Source organism: Devosia sp. Z6_126, from assembly GCF_058133495.1.
On sequence record NZ_JBYUNO010000002.1, the window covers coordinates 21780 to 37640 of the forward strand.

Annotated in this window: 14 protein-coding genes; 7 read left to right on the forward strand and 7 right to left on the reverse strand. The window is 62.3% G+C overall.

Annotated features, from left to right (window positions below; genetic code table 11):
• Positions 1 to 5: 5 nt before the first annotated feature.
• Positions 6 to 779: an ABC transporter permease gene (locus AC3YOG_RS06940; protein ID WP_489934587.1), complete on the reverse strand. Its 774-nt coding sequence runs from the start codon at positions 777 to 779 to the stop codon at positions 6 to 8.
• Positions 776 to 1087 (reverse strand): ABC transporter permease, encoded by a 312-nt coding sequence (locus tag AC3YOG_RS06945; protein ID WP_489934588.1) that lies wholly within the window; start codon positions 1085 to 1087, stop codon positions 776 to 778. The genes AC3YOG_RS06940 and AC3YOG_RS06945 overlap by 4 nt, the downstream gene beginning before the upstream one ends.
• A gap of 130 nt (positions 1088 to 1217) precedes the next feature.
• Here AC3YOG_RS06945 and AC3YOG_RS06950 point away from each other — a divergent pair, with 130 nt between their 5' ends.
• The 5 genes from AC3YOG_RS06950 to AC3YOG_RS06970 all read left to right on the forward strand — a co-directional run bounded on the left by AC3YOG_RS06950 (position 1218) and on the right by AC3YOG_RS06970 (position 6692).
• Positions 1218 to 3203 (forward strand): N,N-dimethylformamidase beta subunit family domain-containing protein, encoded by a 1986-nt coding sequence (locus AC3YOG_RS06950; protein ID WP_489934589.1) that lies wholly within the window; start codon positions 1218 to 1220, stop codon positions 3201 to 3203.
• Between the two features lie 60 nt (positions 3204 to 3263).
• On the forward strand, positions 3264 to 4229 hold the full coding sequence (locus tag AC3YOG_RS06955; RefSeq protein WP_489934590.1) for an ABC transporter substrate-binding protein: 966 nt from the start codon (positions 3264 to 3266) through the stop codon (positions 4227 to 4229).
• A 54-nt stretch (positions 4230 to 4283) separates the two neighbouring features.
• Positions 4284 to 5141: an ABC transporter permease gene (locus tag AC3YOG_RS06960; RefSeq protein WP_489934591.1), complete on the forward strand. Its 858-nt coding sequence runs from the start codon at positions 4284 to 4286 to the stop codon at positions 5139 to 5141.
• Positions 5138 to 5938 (forward strand): ABC transporter ATP-binding protein, encoded by an 801-nt coding sequence (locus tag AC3YOG_RS06965; RefSeq protein ID WP_173087794.1) that lies wholly within the window; start codon positions 5138 to 5140, stop codon positions 5936 to 5938. The genes AC3YOG_RS06960 and AC3YOG_RS06965 overlap by 4 nt, the downstream gene beginning before the upstream one ends.
• Before the next feature lie 76 nt (positions 5939 to 6014).
• On the forward strand, positions 6015 to 6692 hold the full coding sequence (locus AC3YOG_RS06970; protein WP_489934592.1) for an HAD family hydrolase: 678 nt from the start codon (positions 6015 to 6017) through the stop codon (positions 6690 to 6692).
• Here the strand turns inward: AC3YOG_RS06970 and AC3YOG_RS06975 are convergent.
• The 5 genes from AC3YOG_RS06975 to AC3YOG_RS06995 all read right to left on the reverse strand — a co-directional run bounded on the left by AC3YOG_RS06975 (position 6689) and on the right by AC3YOG_RS06995 (position 13595).
• Positions 6689 to 7738, reverse strand: coding sequence for an L-idonate 5-dehydrogenase (locus AC3YOG_RS06975; protein WP_489934593.1), 1050 nt, complete (start codon positions 7736 to 7738; stop codon positions 6689 to 6691). The genes AC3YOG_RS06970 and AC3YOG_RS06975 overlap by 4 nt on opposite strands.
• Positions 7735 to 9141 carry a TRAP transporter large permease gene (locus tag AC3YOG_RS06980; protein ID WP_127753114.1) on the reverse strand — a complete coding sequence of 469 codons (1407 nt, stop codon included), beginning with the start codon at positions 9139 to 9141 and terminating at the stop codon, positions 7735 to 7737. The genes AC3YOG_RS06975 and AC3YOG_RS06980 overlap by 4 nt, the downstream gene beginning before the upstream one ends.
• 3 nt (positions 9142 to 9144) lie before the next feature.
• Positions 9145 to 9717: a TRAP transporter small permease gene (locus AC3YOG_RS06985; RefSeq protein WP_127753113.1), complete on the reverse strand. Its 573-nt coding sequence runs from the start codon at positions 9715 to 9717 to the stop codon at positions 9145 to 9147.
• 75 nt (positions 9718 to 9792) lie between these two features.
• Entirely contained in the window at positions 9793 to 10767 is a 975-nt protein-coding gene (locus AC3YOG_RS06990) for a sialic acid TRAP transporter substrate-binding protein SiaP (protein ID WP_489934594.1), read from the reverse strand.
• 674 nt (positions 10768 to 11441) lie between these two features.
• Positions 11442 to 13595 carry a TonB-dependent siderophore receptor gene (locus AC3YOG_RS06995; protein ID WP_489934595.1) on the reverse strand — a complete coding sequence of 718 codons (2154 nt, stop codon included), beginning with the start codon at positions 13593 to 13595 and terminating at the stop codon, positions 11442 to 11444.
• Positions 13596 to 13821: 226 nt separating this feature from the next.
• Here AC3YOG_RS06995 and AC3YOG_RS07000 point away from each other — a divergent pair, with 226 nt between their 5' ends.
• Positions 13822 to 14820, forward strand: coding sequence for an ABC transporter substrate-binding protein (locus tag AC3YOG_RS07000; RefSeq protein WP_489934596.1), 999 nt, complete (start codon positions 13822 to 13824; stop codon positions 14818 to 14820).
• The gene (locus AC3YOG_RS07005) at positions 14817 to 15860 is read left to right on the forward strand and encodes a FecCD family ABC transporter permease (RefSeq protein WP_489934597.1); all 1044 of its coding nucleotides are present in this window, start codon (positions 14817 to 14819) and stop codon (positions 15858 to 15860) included. The genes AC3YOG_RS07000 and AC3YOG_RS07005 overlap by 4 nt, the downstream gene beginning before the upstream one ends.
• Position 15861: the final 1 nt, after the last annotated feature.

Genomic DNA, 15861 nt, shown 5'->3' on the forward strand with positions numbered 1-15861 from the left:
TGCGCTCACTTCCATCTGTTGTTGACGCGCCGCTCTGCCCCAAGGGCCGCGGTAAAGCACAGCACCGAGATCACGGTGGCCACGACACTGGTGCCAAAGGCCCGCTCCGTCTGGAAATCACTGGCCGCCGAGCGGAAGAGATAGCCGAGCCCGCTCGAGCCCATCAGGAATTCGGCTACCATTGCCGACAGCACTGCGGGGGGCGCCGCCAGCCGCAAGGCGATCATCCAGTTGGGCACGGCCGAAGGCAGCACCAGGTGGAAAAATCGCGTCAGACGCGAAGCCCCCAAGACCTTGAACAGATCATCGCTCCCGGGCGGCAGTGCCTTGAGCCCGGCCGAGGTGAACACAAAGGCCGGGAAAAACGAGATGATCACCACAATGGCGAGCACGGTTTTGAGGTCATAGCCGAGGAGGCGCGCCAGCACCGGGATCAGCGCCACTACGGGCACCGAAGAAAAGATCAGCCCCAATGGCACGAGGATCCCGTTCAGCAGCCGCGAGGTCCAGGCCAGCACCGCAACAATCGTGCCCAGGAGCATGCCCAGCACCAGCCCCAGGGCGGCAAGTATCAGGGTTTGCCCGCCATTGGTGATGTACACCATCGGATTGGTGACCAGATCTGTCAGCACATTGATGGGCTGGGGCATGACAATGGCGTTGACGCCCGAGATCGACACCCAGGCCTGCCAAGCCAACAACACCGCCAGGACGCCCCAGTAGCGCGACACGGCGGTACGCGGGGTAGAGCCAAAGCTTCGTTTTGCCGATGTGCTCATGCGTATCGCCCATAAACAAAGCGCTCGAGCAGGCTCATCGCTCCAAAAGCCAGAAGCGAAGCCGCCGAGGCGATAAACACCGCGCTCCACAGCAGCGGGATCTGGAAGTTCTGCATCGCGCTGACCATGAGCAGCCCCAGCCCGCGCGAGGAGCCAAACCATTCGCCGAGGATCGCGCCGATGAAAGCGGCAGGAATGGCAAATTTCAGCCCACTCACCATAGCCGGCAGTGCGGCCGGCAAATCGAGGCGCAAGAGGCGCGTCAATGGCGAGGAGCCCAGCACCTGGAAGAGGTCCCGGTGCGTCACCGTGGAATTGGCCAGTCCCGATGTGGTCGCGGCTTCACAACCTTTCTTGGGTCAGACGGATGGCAAGACAGGACTTTGCGTCGCGTCTTGGGTGCTCTAGAAGCCAAGCTCTTCTGCGAGACTTCAACCTATGCGGCGCACTATTGATCACGCGGCCATGGCCGTGACTGGCTATGTCGAACCCTGGACCGGCGATGCCGCTCGGGAGCGCCTGGTTTCCTGTTCCAGCCGCAGCCCGGTCGAAGCGGTCCGTATCCGTGCTCTTGATCGCGACGATCTGCCGGAGCTGGACTGGCCGGTCAAGCGTCTGCAGGAGGTCAAGCATTGCAGCTTCTCGCAAGGCTCCTGGCTGAGCATCGAGGCGCCGGCCGCAGTCACCGCGCTCTCGTTCGAGCTCCTGCTCACCCGGAATTCCGGTCGGCGCGTGCTGCTCGATACCGGCAGCTTCGCGCTCCTCGTCGAGGACAATGACCGGCTGATCTACCAGGCTGCAGGCGCCGAAACCCTGATCGGCACCCTGCCCACCAACCAATGGCTGAAGGTCGAGCTCGCGGCTGGCACCCTCGCGATCACTGCCCTACATCGCTTCAGCCCTTTCACGCTGTCCTGCGAGCTTGCAGCTCAGACACCTCAAAGGCTGGTCTTCTGCTCGGATGCGGGCGAAGCACTCCCGACCCTCAACTGCCGCCTCGCCAACATCGCCATCACCACCGAGAGTGGCCGGGCCAACTGGACGTTTCCGACGCTATTCACCGCGGAGCCACTTCCCGCGGGCGACCTGCGGTTGACGCTGCACAACAATCCAACCTTTTGCGTCCGCTCCGCCCGTTGGGACGGCTCGAGCCTTGATCCGCGGCTGACACCGAGCCATTACGACGCCATCCATTTTCACGACACGGACATGGCCGGCCTCGAGTGGCCCGCAAACTTCGCCATCGACATTCCCGCCGATGCACGATCGGGCGTCTACGCGGTTGAACTGGTGACTGCAGGCGGCGAGATCGAGCGGCTGCCGTTCTTTGTTTCTGCTCAACAGGCCCAATCTCGGCTGCTCTTTGTGGCACCCACCGCCACCTATCTCGCCTATGCCGATGAATTCCTGCCGCCGCATCTCTACGAATGGATCGGCACCGATCGTGGTCATGCGTTCGCCCGCGCCAACAATCTACGCTCACTCTACGACTATCACTCGGACGCGAGTGGTGTTTCCCTTGCATCCACCCGGCGGCCAAAGGCCACCCTGCGCGACGATTACGTTTATCCGCTTTGCGGCGCGCCACACCTGCTGCCCGTCGATCTGCACTTCCTGCGCTTTGCCGCCCGCAACGGCATCGGCCTCGACCTCACCACCGATCACGATCTGCATCGGGACGGTGCTGACCTGCTCGCGCGCTACAAGGGCGTTGTCACCGGCAGCCACCCCGAATATCTCTCGGTCGCCATGGAAGAAGCCTATTGCGATTACATCGCTGCTGGCGGTCGCCTCGCCTATATGGGCGGCAATGGCTTTGCCGCCGCAGTCGCCTTCAAGGACAATTTGATGGAGCTGCGCCGTGGCCCCACCCAGCCCGGCCGCACCTGGGATGGTCCGCTCGCCGAGATGCCGCTCGCCCTCACCAACGAGCCGGGCGGCTATTTGCGCGACCGGGGCCGGGGCGAGTTCAGCCTGACCGGCGTCGGCATTGCCCTGATGGGGTTCAGCAAGGCCCTGCCCTTCACCCGCGCGCCGGCCAGCCATGACGAGGCGTTCGCCTGGCTGTTCGATGGCGTGATCGGAGAGAACTTTGGCGATACCGGCATGGTTCTCGGCGGAGCCGCTGGCTACGAGGTCGACAACACCAACCGGCTCCTCGGCACCCCGGACGGGATCGTGGTTCTCGCCACCGCTTCGGGCTTTCCCGAGGACTATGTCGACGATCCCGGCCGATGGTATGAAGGTGGCTCGCCGGAGCGGGAAGCTCGTCGCCTCGCCGAGATGACCTATCTGCTCCATCCATCAGGCGGGGCCGTCTTTTCCGCTAGTTCCGTATGTTTCCTTGGCGCCCTGCCCGGCCCCGATAATCAAAACGATGTGGGCAGAATCACCACGAACCTGCTCTTGCACTTTGCAAGCTGATCTAATCCGTTCATGTATGCGGCCGATTGCTCACCGGCGTGCCACCAAAGGAAATTGCCCATGAAAATTGCATCCATTGCCTTCGCGAGCCTGGCGATGACGGCGCTCGCCCTTCCTGCTCATGCTGAGGCCATCAAGATCGGCGTGCAGCCCTGGCTCGGCTATGGCCCGCTCTGGATTGCCGACCAAAAGGGCTTTTTTGAAGAGAACGGCGTCGAAGTTGACCTTATCAACTTCACTTGGGACCAGGACATGGCGGCAGCACTAGCCAGCGGCAATATCCAGGTCATCTCGGCTGCCACCAACACCGTGATCCTCAACATCAACAACGGCGTGGACCTCAAGGGCTTCATGATCATGGACGGCTCGACGACGGCGGATGCCGTGTTGGCGGGCAACAACATTGCCTCGATCGCCGAACTCAAGGGCAAGAAGGTCGCCTATGAGATCGGCTCCACCAGCGATCTGCTGATCAACTACGCGCTTAACTCCAACGGCCTTACCATTGCCGATGTGGAAGCTGTCCCGCTGGCGGCCGCTGATGCGGGCCTGGCGCTGATCGCTGGCCGCGTGGACATTGCCGTCACCTACGAGCCCTATATCTCCGCTGCCCTGGCGCAGGGTCCGGACTTCAAGGTGCTCTATACGGCTGGCGAAAAGCCGGGCCTGATCAGTGACGTCCTGGCCGCCGAAGCAAGCTTCATTGCCGAAAACCAGGACGCCCTGGTCGGCATCATCAAGGCCTGGGACCAGGCGGTGACCTTCATGCGCGACAACCCGGAAGAAGGCGGCAAGATCATTGCTGACGCCGTCGGCAGCCCCATCGAGGAATTCAACACCGCCTTTGCCGGCGTGCACCTCTATGACCTCGCTGAAAATGCCGCAGCCCTTGGCGGCGAGTTCCAGGCCACCGTCGAAGAGATCGGCGGTATCATGCAGCAGGCCAATCCGAACGACGTCAAGACCGTGCCGACCGGGGAAGATTTCCTCGACCTTGCGGCGGTCAACGCGGCCGCCGGCCGCTAATCCCTGGCCGGCGCCCCCAAGCGCCGGCTTTCACTCCGGATCACAAGAACCAGCATGCCCAAGAGTTCGAGCATCGCCCAAGCCGCCGCTGCCGGCCGGACCGATCGCCGCAAGAGCCGCAGCCGCGCCGGCCTGTTGCAGCTGCGCCAATCCATTCCAGACAGCGTTTTCAACGGCGCGGGCTTTGTGGTTCCGGTTGCGCTGGTGTTGGTGTGGTGGGCGGTCACGGCGCTGGGCCTCGTCAAACCCCTCTTTCTTCCCAGCCCCTACGCCATCCTCGAGGAAGCCTGGCGGCAGATCAGCACGGGCATTCTCCTTCAGGACGCCAGTGTCAGCGTCTACCGCATCCTTGTGGGCTGGCTGAGTGCGGCGCTGCTGGCCATTCCGATTGGCATCCTCATGGGCAATTTTCGCCTGTTCGAAGGCGCCCTTGAGCCGCTGATCTCGACCATTCGCTACATGCCCGTCGTGGCGCTGATCCCGCTGACCATCCTGTGGGCCGGCATCGGGGACGAGCAGAAGATCCTGATCCTTTTCCTCGGGACCTTTTTCCAGATGGCCCTGATGGTGATGGACAATGTCAAGACCATCGACATCAACCTCATTCGTGCGGGCCAGACCTTGGGCTTTTCCAATACCGAGATCCTGTGGCGCATCATCCTGCCCGCCGCCCTGCCCGCCATCTGGGACACGTGCCGCATCACCATTGGCTGGACCTGGACCTATCTCGTGGTTGCAGAATTGGTTGCCGCCCAGACCGGCCTTGGCCGCCGCATCATGGACGCCCAGCGCTATCTTGCCACCGACACCATCATCTTCGGCACGCTGTTTATCGGCCTGCTCGGCTTGCTGACGGACTACGCCTTTAAACGCACGGGCCGCTCCCTATTCCGCTGGACGGGTAATCGATGAGCGCTGTATCCACCCCCAAGATCGTCGTTGATGCGGTCGGCAAGATTTTTGGCGAGGGCGACGACGAGTTCCTGGCCATCGACCGCATCGATCTTACCGTCGCGCCCAACGAATTCGTTTCCATCGTCGGCACGTCGGGCTGTGGCAAGTCTACGCTCCTCAACATGGTCGGCGGCCTCACCGAGCCGACCTTTGGCGATGTCCTTATCGATGGCAAATCGGTGACCGGCCCCGGCCGGGACCGTGGCTTCGTGTTCCAGGGCTATAGCCTCTTCGAGTGGATGACCGTTGAGGGCAACATCCTCTTTGCGCTCGAAAAGAGCCGCATGGGCAAGGCCGAAAAAGCTGAACTGGTGCGCCAGTTCATCGCCGAAGTGGGGCTCGCCGGCTTCGAGCAGGCCTATCCGCGCCAGCTCTCGGGCGGCATGCGCCAGCGTGTCGCCATTGCGCGCGCCCTCGTTTACAAGCCGTCCCTGCTCCTGATGGACGAGCCGTTCGGTGCCCTCGATGCCCAGACCCGCGGCATGATGCAGGAGTTGCTGCTCAAGGTATGGGAAGACCACAAGGTCACCGTGCTGTTCGTCACCCATGACGTGGAGGAAGCCATCTTCCTGGCTGACCGAGTGGTTGTTCTGGCGTCGCGGCCCGGCCGGCTCAAGCGGGAACTCAAGGTCGATCTGGAGCGCCCCCGCCGCTACGACATCGTCACCAGCCCCGAATTCTCAGCCCTCAAGCGGGACGTCCTCGCCGACATCCGCGAGGAAACGCTTAAAGTCATGTCCATGGAGCATCGCTAGGCATCCCACAGCAGGCTCACGGCCGACCGCTCGAGCCGCCGACGATTAACCCCCGCGCTGGAACGCATGAAACAAAATGGCCCTTAAACCTCGCTCCGGACTGCTTTTCGACATCGACGGCACCTTGGTTGAAAGCGATCCGCTGCACCTCAAGGCCTTCAACCAGGCCTTTGCTCCTTACGGCCACCAGTTCGACAAGGAGCGTTTCGGGCGTGAATTGCAGGGCATGGCCAACGAAGCCATCGGCGCGCGGTTTTTCCCCGGCGAGACGCCCGCAGTCCAATGGGACATCATGATGCGCAAGGAAGCGCTCTTCCGGGACCTGGCTGCCGCGGGCGTCGAGTCCGTGCACGGCCTGTTTGCCTTGCTCGACTGGGCCGATGCGCAAGGCCTGCCCGCCATCGCGGTGACCAACGCCCCCCGTCCCAACGCCGAATTGCTGCTCGACAGCATCGGGGTGCGCAAGCGCTTCAAGGACGTCGTCATTGGCGACGAACTCGCTCATGGCAAGCCGCACCCCCTGCCCTATCTCGAAGGCCTGCGCATCCTTGGCGCCGATCCGGCCAACTGCGTGGCCTTCGAGGATTCGCGCACCGGCATCATGTCGGCCACCGCCGCCGGCATCACCACGATTGGCATTGCCACCGGGCTTGAACCTAAGCAACTCGTTGCCGCAGGAGCGAGTATGGCTGCCAGGGATTTCGCCGACGAGAAGCTGCTCGCCCTGGTGGCTGCGAGGGTTCTCTGCGCCTAGTCCGCCGTGAGCATGACCTTGACGCTGCGCGAGCGGTCGGCGGCAAGTTGAAACGCATCATTTGCCGCGGCCAGGGATCGTTCCGCCGTCACCAACTTGAGCACGTCGATCTCCCCGGCGGAAATCAGCTCCACGGCCTCGTTGAACTCGGCGCCGAAGCGGAAAGTGCCCTTGAGGTCGATTTCCTTGCTCATCACCGCATTGGCCGGCACCGGGATCGTGCCGCCCGGCAGATTGCCGATCTGAACCACTGTGCCACCGCGCCGAACACTGGCAATGGCGGCAGCAAGCCCGGCTGCAGTGCCGGAAACCTCAAAGGCAATGTCGAATGAGCTTTCGGCCGCCAGCGCGGTCAACTCCGCCTCTCCATGGGACAGGTCGATGGTGCGGTCCGCTCCAAGCCGGTCGGCAAAAGCCAGCGGCGCCTGGGCGATGTCAGCCACCGTTATCTGGCCGCAGCCCCTGAGGCGCGCCGCGAGCATCACCAGCAGGCCGATAGGGCCGGCGCCGAAGATGATCGCGTTCTTGCCCCCGATCTCCCCGGCTCGCGCCACGGCGTGCAAACTGACTGCGAGCGGCTCGGCCAGTGCTGCTGCCTGGAAGGAAACGTCTTCCCCAACCCGCACGCATTGCGCCGGCGTCGCGTCAAAGATGGTGGCAAAGCCGCCCTGCATGTGGGGAGTCTTTGAGGCCGAGCCCATGAAGTAGATGTTTTCGCATAGATTGGCGCGACCCTCCCGGCAGCGGGCGCAATGGCCACACCAGCGGGAAGGATTAACCGCCACGCGGTCGCCGACGCTGAGCCCAGGCGCCGCCCCATTGATCTCGACGACCTCGCCCGCCACTTCGTGGCCAAGGATCAGCGGCGCATTGACCACGAAATCGCCGGTGCGCGCGTGGCGGAAATAATGCAGGTCCGAGCCGCAGATCCCGCCGGCACCAAAGCGCACCCGGACCATGCCGGGCGCCAGTGCCCCGAGCGGGTGCTCGACGACGCGAAGATCTTCGGCGCCGAACAGCGTCGCGGCAATGGGCTCATTGGTCATCGGATCAGTCCCATTTGCGTCGGCAGCCAAAGACTGATCGCGGGGATAAAGGTGATCAGGATCAAGGCCACCAAGAGGGGAACCAGCCAGGGCAGGATCGCCATGGTCGTGCGCTCCACCGAAAGTTTGGCGATGCGCGAGAGCACGAACAGCACCATGCCGAGCGGCGGATGCAGCAGCCCGATCATCAGGTTCAGCGTCATGATCAGGCCGAAATGCACCGGGTCGATGCCATACAGCAGCGTGATCGGCAGCAGGATTGGCACGAGGATGGTGATCGCCGCGATCGTGTCGAGAAAACACCCGATCACCAGCATCAGGATGTTGACCAGGATCAGGAACACCCATTTGTTGTCGGTCAAAGAGGTGATGAAGCTCGAGAACACCTGTGCTGCCTGGCTGACGGTCAAAAGCCAGGCAAAGATCGACGCTGCCGTTACGATAAACAGCACCGATGCCGTGGTCTCGATGGTGTCAAAGCTCGCCTTGGCCAGGCTTGCCAGCGTCATCGTCCGGTAGCGCACCAGCCCCAAAAACAGCGACCAGACCACCGCCGCCATGGCGGCCTCGGTAGGCGTGAACCAGCCCATGGTCATGCCCCCGATCAGGATAACCGGGGTCATCAGCGCCATCACGGCCGAAAAATCGAAATACCAGTCGCAGACAATGAGGACCAGCAGCGCCAGCCCTACGGCCAGGTTGAGGGATAGCCCCGCCCAGGTCAGCAGGTAGACGAACAAGGGAAAGGCGGCGACCACCAATATCTCAACCGAGGCCGCACCCAGCTTGCGCCACTGGAACGGCGTGTCCGAGCCCCAGCCCCGGCGATACGCAAAGATGGCGACCGTGACCATCATTAGCAGGGTCATGACCACGCCGGGCAGAATACCGGCCATGAACAGCGCCCCGATCGAAACATTGGCCATCATGCCGTAGATCACGAAGGGGAGTGACGGCGGAAAGATCGGGCCCAGCGTCGCCGAGGCCGCAGTCACCCCCACCGCTGCCTCGACCGGATAGCCGTGCTCGCGCATGGCCTTGATCTCGATGGTGCCGATGCCCGCAGCATCAGCGAGCGCCGCTCCGGACATTCCCGAGAAGATCACCGAGCCGATGATGTTCACCTGCGCGAGGCCACCCTTCATCCAGCCCACCAGGGCCAGGGCAAAGGTGTAAATGCGCCCGGTGACGCCGGCTATGTTCATGAGATTGCCGGCGAAAATGAAGAACGGGACGGCGAGCAGCGGGAAACTCTCGACGCCCGCGATCATGCGCTGGGCGGCGATGATGTCGGGCGCCACCCCATAAACCAGCAGGTAAAGCAGAGAGGAGCCCGCCATCGATACTGCGACGGGCACGCCGATAAGCATCAGGGCGAGAAAGGCGCCGATCAGGAGCAGCATGGTTTATTCCCCCAGCCCGTCAAAGGCGGTTGGCCGCTCCAGCACCGAATAGCCTCGCCGGATATTGCCGACGAACACCTGGACGGCGCGCACCGTCATCAAGGCAAAACCCGCCAGAACGGCGTAGAACACCACATTGCGCGGCAGGTCGATGGTGACCATGCGCTCGTCATGGACGATGCCGACATAGCGCCAGAACAGCCAGGTCATGTAGGCAAAGAAGGCGATGGTGATCAGGTTGACCGCAAGCGCCAGCCAACGCCCAACCCCCGCAGGCAGATAGTGATAAATCACATCCACATGGATGTGCCGGGTCATTCGGGTGCACATCACTGCGCCCAGAAACACCACCACAACCAGGCAGTTGATCGCGATCTCTTCGGTCCAGGCGAAACTGTTGTTCATCACATAGCGCGTGAAGAACTGCAGGAAAACGCAAAGGGACATGCCCCAGAACACGGCGAGGGTGATCCAATCTTCCCAGGCATATTGTTTGAGATCGATCGGCGCAGTGTCTTCTTGGAAAGCGCTGGAGAGTTCTTCGGCGGAAATCTGGGTGTGGGTTTCTTGGCTCATTCGCCGCAGCTCCGAAAGCAAGGGGGCGGAAAAGCAGGCCGCGGTTTGTGCTGCCGGGCCTGCCTTGTTCGCGAACTACTGGATGGCGCGGATCGCCTCCCAATCGGCCTTGCGATAGCCGAACTCCTCGAAAGTCACTTTCTGCATGACATTGGCTTCGAAATCGGCGCGATCCACCTCGGTGACCGTCAGGCCACGCTCGGTAAAGGTTTGCACAAGCTCCGCTTCGCGCTCGACGACAATGTTGGTGGCCCGCTCTGCGGCTTCCTGCATGACCTCGGTGAAGATCGCCTTGTCTTCGTCGGAGAGCTGCGCCCAGCGCGACTGCGACACGATCGTATTGAGATGGTCAACGATGTGTCCGGTCAGGATGATGTGCTTTTGCACTTCATAGAACTTCTTGGCGTCGATGGTGGTCAGGGGATTTTCCTGCGCTTCCACCGTTCCCTGCTGCAGGGCCAGATAGACTTCGGCAAAGGCAATGGGTGCCGTGTTGGCGCCGCAAGCACGGGGCATGGCCAGGTAAGCTGGCACATCGGGAACCCGGATCTTGAGCCCCTGCATGTCCGCGCATTTCTCGATCGGCCGATTGGATGTGGTGTGCCGCGTGCCGTAATAGGTAGTGGACGCGATGTGGTGACCTGACGCCTCTTCGTAACCGGCCGTCAGTTCCTTGTACTTATCGCTTTGCGTGTAGGCGAGCAGATGGTTGGCATCGCGGAAGATGAAGGGGAAATAGGTCACCCCGATGGGCGAAAACTCCCGGGCGGCAAAGCTTGAGCCGGAAATGATGATATCAACCGTTCCAAGGGTAAGCCCCTGATTGATGTCGGTTTCCTTGCCCAGCTGCGAGGCCGGAAACACATCGATGGTGTAGCGGCCATCGGTGCGTTTCTCGATCTCTTCCGCCGCCCACACCGATTCCGTGTGAAAGGGCTCGGAGGTTTCGTAGACATGGGCCCATTTCAGCGCAGTTTGGGCCGAAGCTGACGCGATTGGCAGCGCGACTGCAGCAATGGTGCCCAGTAGAACGGCGTATTTTTTCAACACAGTGAACCTCCCTTTTGTTTTTGGTCTGACTTCTTGCGCCAAGTCTCCTCCCGGCGCGTGACTAGCCCCTGCCCCTTCGCTGAGGTAATTTACCCGAAGTTTTCCGAGCATCGGGTCTCCGACAGCAGCGGACACCTTTGCGTCGGTGTTGCGGGTCTGGAATCCTGGGCGGGAATGGGTTGCACGAACGCCGCACTTCAGCTGCAGGCGTAAGCAGCGCCCCGCAGACGGTGGCGCGCCACATGTCAAGCCAACCATAGCGATACCGCAACCGGTCGCTCGCCAAGAAGTCCCTGGCGTCTATCCGTTGGCGTGGCTGGTCTGCGATCTGCCGATAAACCCGGCGTGGTTCGACGGCCTGACTTGGCATCGCCGCTATATCCTCCTAGCCATGACCGCCTGCCTCCCAGGAAGCGGTCTGACCTTTACCGGAAGGCTGTCGCGTTCGCCCTGCAGTGTCAAGGAGGTATTCTGCTGCGGGCAAAAGTTGTGTGTGGACAATGCTGTAGCAACGTCGCCCGCCGCCGCGGCGCTGAACTTGCGATCTCCTCCCAACCGAACAATTTCGAACCGCTTCGAGCGGTTATCGTCTGGTGGGGCTCCCGCTAAGGTCAACGCATCAAGAAACAGGCCGTGCCCACCCGCTTAACCAGCGGGTGGGCGTTAGTTATAGCTTACCAGGTTTGCTTGAGGGTCGCGCTGATGGTGCGGCCGGGATTGTAGAAGGTGGCGCCAAAGCCGCCGACATATTTCTGGGCGGCATGCTTTTCGTCGAAGATGTTGCTGACATTGAGCTGCAGGGTCGTGTTTTCCTGGATCTCATAGTTTAGGGCAGCATCGAAGATTATGGCCGCATCGGCCTTGGTCGTGTTGGCGTCGTCGATGTAATAGGCGCCGGTATAGCGCGCGCCGGCGCCAAGAGTGATCTCACCCAGGCTGCCGATGCTGGGGATGGTGTAGTCAACCCAAAGCGAAGCGAGGTGGTTGGGCACGCGGGAAAGCTCGTTGCCGGCATTGCCCGTGGCGCCATCCTCCACGATCTCCGACATCATGTAGCTATAGGCGGCGGTGACCGTCAGATTTTCCATCAGCTCGGCCTTGGCCTCGAGGTCGATGCCAGTGACGCTCACTTCGCCCAGGGTTTCCTGCGTCGGCGGGGTTCCCGGTATGGTGACGGTGATGTTGTCCTTGGACAGGCTGAAGAGCGAAGCGGTAAACAGCGCCGGATAAGCCTCAGGCTGGTATTTGACGCCCACTTCCCATTGCTGGCCGCGCTCGGGCGCAAGGGTGGTGACGGGCGTGCCATAAGGCGCTGCCGGAACCGCCGACTCGGCATAGCTGACAAAGCCCGATACTTCCGGGGTGAACTTGTAGACCAGGCCGGCGCGCTTGGTGAACTCGCTGAAGTCACCGCCAAAGGTGGTGCCGCTGAGATTGTCGGTTTGCTCCAGATCGAGCCAATCATTGCGGACGCCGACTGTGGCGATCAGGCTATCGGAGAAGGTCAATTCCTGCTGCAGATAGATCGCGTTGCCCTTGGTGTTGTAGGCCGCATCGGCATAGATCGGCAGCACTTGGGGCGCACCGGTATAAACCGGGTCCGTCCAATCAATGCCAGGAGCAGCGCCGTAAAAGCCCTTGCTCGTGAAGTTGTCGTCATTGTGCTCGACGCCGAGGAGCGTGCGGGAATCGACATCGCCTAGGCTAGCCTCGTATTGCAGGCGCCCATCGATGATGAAGTGTTCGCGGCTGCCTTCGCTGGCCACGAAGTCGCGGGCCGCTACGGTGCCGGTGGTTGGGCCCGAGATATAGGCGTAGCCATAGTCACTGGCTGAGTTGGAATAGCGCGCGTTGGAGCTGAAAGTGAGGCCCGACCCGAAATCGTGGTCGAACATCAGGCTCACGGTGTCACGGTCAAGCGTGGCGTAGTTGAAGTCGGGTTCGCCAAAAAACACGTCGCGGTCAAAGTCGGTGCCCACCGGATGGCCGCCGCTATTGGGCGAATTCCGCTTGCGGAGGTGGTCGTAGACAACGGTCAACTTGGTGGCGTCGCTTGGGCGCCAGGTGACGCCGCCCATGGCAAAGGCCTCGTCGTCATTGGAATAGTCATATTCGTCACCGGCCAGGCGCAGCTTGCCGGTGACACGGTAGGAGAGCGTCTCATCGGGGGTGATATTGTCGCCGAAATCAGCGCCGATCTCGCCCCGGCCGAACGAACCTCCGGTCACAAAGACCTCGCCGAACTTCTCGCTTCTGGTGGTCTTGCTGACATAGTTCACCGAGCCGCCGGGGTCGCCGAGGCCGAATGCGGTGGAGTTGGCGCCCTTGACCACTTCCACCCGCTCAAAGGCATAAGGCTCCTCGCGCACGCCCAGGAACGGCCGGCCGATGCCAAGGCCATCCCGATAGGCGTAAGCATCGAGCCCGCGGATCTTGAAGTAATCGAAGCGACCATCCGAACCATAGAAGTCGGTGACCACGCCGGGCGTATATTGCAGGATCTCTTCGGCCGTTTCGGCGTCGCGGCGCTCGATTTCCTTGGCCGTGATCACCGAAACCGTGGCGGGGGTGTCGAGGATCGGGGTCGCAAGTTTGGAGCCGCTGGTGGTGGTACGCGCAACGATCGAGGCGCGGTCATCGTCGCTATTCTGGGCCTGGCCCTCGATGGTAATGGCAGGCAGGACCAGGGTTGAGCCGGCGCCAACGGTGTCCTGCGCAAAAACGAGGCTGGGCACCATGCCCGCCAGGGCCGTGCAGCCCAGCAGCATGGGGATCCCCAAATGCCCCCGCTTGCGCTTGCTCGTTTCGCCGTATCCCTCAATGCCCATAGTCGTACCCAATTCAATCCGGATGATACTGGTTCAACAGCGATCCGGCCGGTTTCGGTGGCTCGCTGGTAAGCTGACTGCTATGCTCCGGTTTTAGCAAAGCCGACCAATGCGTGGCAATTCATCGGCAATTTCAAAATCTTGCTGGTGGTGCGATTTCGCCGGTTGACGCCGCACCGTCAAACCTGACATGGACAGTCCGCTTTATACCTGAAGGACTATGCCGATGCTGCGGCTGCCTCGTTTTGCTGCGATCCTCATTATGGCGTGGAGCGCTACTGGCGCTGCCGGCGGCGTCATGGCGCAGGAAAGCGCCAGCTTTCCCCTCACCATCGAGCATGCCCTGGGCACCACGGTGATTCCCGCCAAGCCAGTGCGCATTGCGACGGTCGCTTGGGCCAATCACGAGGTGCCGCTGGCGCTTGGCATTGTGCCCGTGGGCTTTGCCCGCGCCGATTTCGGCGACGACAATGCTGATGGCGTGCTGCCCTGGGTGGCCAACAAGCTCGAGGAACTCGGCGCGCAAACGCCGGTGCTGTTCGACGAGGGCGACGGGGTCGACTTCGAGGCTGTGGCCGCAACCGATCCCGACGTGATCCTGGCCGCCTATTCCGGGCTCAGCCAGCAGGACTATGACATGCTGAGCCAAATCGCTCCCGTGGTCGCCTATCCCGATGCGCCATGGTCGACCGAGTGGCGCGAGATGATCCGCCTCAACAGCCGGGCGCTCGGCCTGGGCGCCGAAGGGGAAGCGCTGGTCACCGGCATCGAGGCCGAGATCGCCGAGGCAGCCGCCGCTCACCCCGACCTGCGCGGCAAGCGGGCCATGTTCGTGACCCATCTCAATGCCTTTGACCTCAGCACCATCAATTTCTACACGGCCAACGACACGCGGGTGAAATTCTTCGCGGATTTGGGGCTGCAATCCCCTCAAAGCGTCACCAATGCCTCCCTTCCCGGGAAGTACTCGGGCTCCGTGAGTGCTGAGCAGATCGACATGTTCAACGACGTCGATATCCTCGTCACCTATGGCGATCAGCAGCTGGTGGATGCCGTTAAAGCCAATTCCTTGATCTCCAAGATGCCGGCGGCTGCGCGGGGTGCACTGGTTGTTCTGGGCTCCGATCCCGCGGGAACCGCGGCCAATCCGACCCCGCTTTCGATCTCCTTTATTCTCGACGACTACCTGGCGCTGCTGTCGGATGCGGCGGAAAAGCTGCAATGACAGTGTCCGGCGCGTCAACGACCGCTCCCCCCAAGCTGTTTGGCCCATCGGGTGGCCAACGCAGCCTGTGGCTGGCCGCCGGTGTTGCACTCGTGGCGCTGCTTTGCGTGCTTTCGATCACCGTGGGCTCGCGCGAGGTTTCCGGGGCGGACATCACTGCAGCCCTGCTCGGGCATGAAGACACGATCGGCCAGGCCTCGGTCACGCTGCGCATCCCCCGGACCTTGCTCGGCTTGCTGAGCGGCGCCGCCCTTGGCCTTGCCGGTACCGTGATGCAAGGCATCACCCGCAATCCCCTGGCTGATCCGGGTATCCTGGGCGTCAATACCGGGGCTGCGCTGGCGGTGGTGCTTGGCATTGCCTGGTTCAACCTCAGCTCGACCCAGGCCTTTGTTTGGGCAGCAATTGGTGGCGCGGGCGGCACTGCCCTCTTGGTCTACACCATCGGCTCGCTCGGCCGCGGCGGCGCGACGCCACTCAAGCTGGTGCTGGCTGGTGCCGCAACCTCGATTGCCTTTTCCTCGCTGGTGACCGCCGTGGTGCTGCCGCGCAACGACATCGCCGGCGGCATCCGCTCCTGGCAGATCGGCGGGGTTGGCGGCGCTGACTTCGAGCGCATCCTCGTTGTGCTCCCCTTCCTCACGGTCGGGCTCATTGTCAGCCTGCTTTGCGCCAAAAAGCTCAACGCCCTGGCTCTGGGCGATGACCTGGCTGCAGGCCTGGGAGAGCACGTTGCCCTGATCCGGGCGGTGGGGGCGTTCGGGGCCATCCTGCTCTGCGGCGCCACCACGGCCGCCTGCGGTCCAATCGGCTTTGTCGGCCTTGTGGTGCCGCATTTGTGCCGCCTGCTGTTTGGCTCCGATTATCGCTGGCTGCTGCCGCTTTCGGCCATCGGCGGCGCAGGCCTGCTGGTGCTGGCCGATATTGTCGGGCGCATTGTCGCCCGTCCCGCCGAACTCGATGTCGGCATCATCACGGCCCTGGTCGGCGCACCCTTTTTCATCTGGGTGGTTCGCCGCCAACGTATCCGGGAGCTGTGAC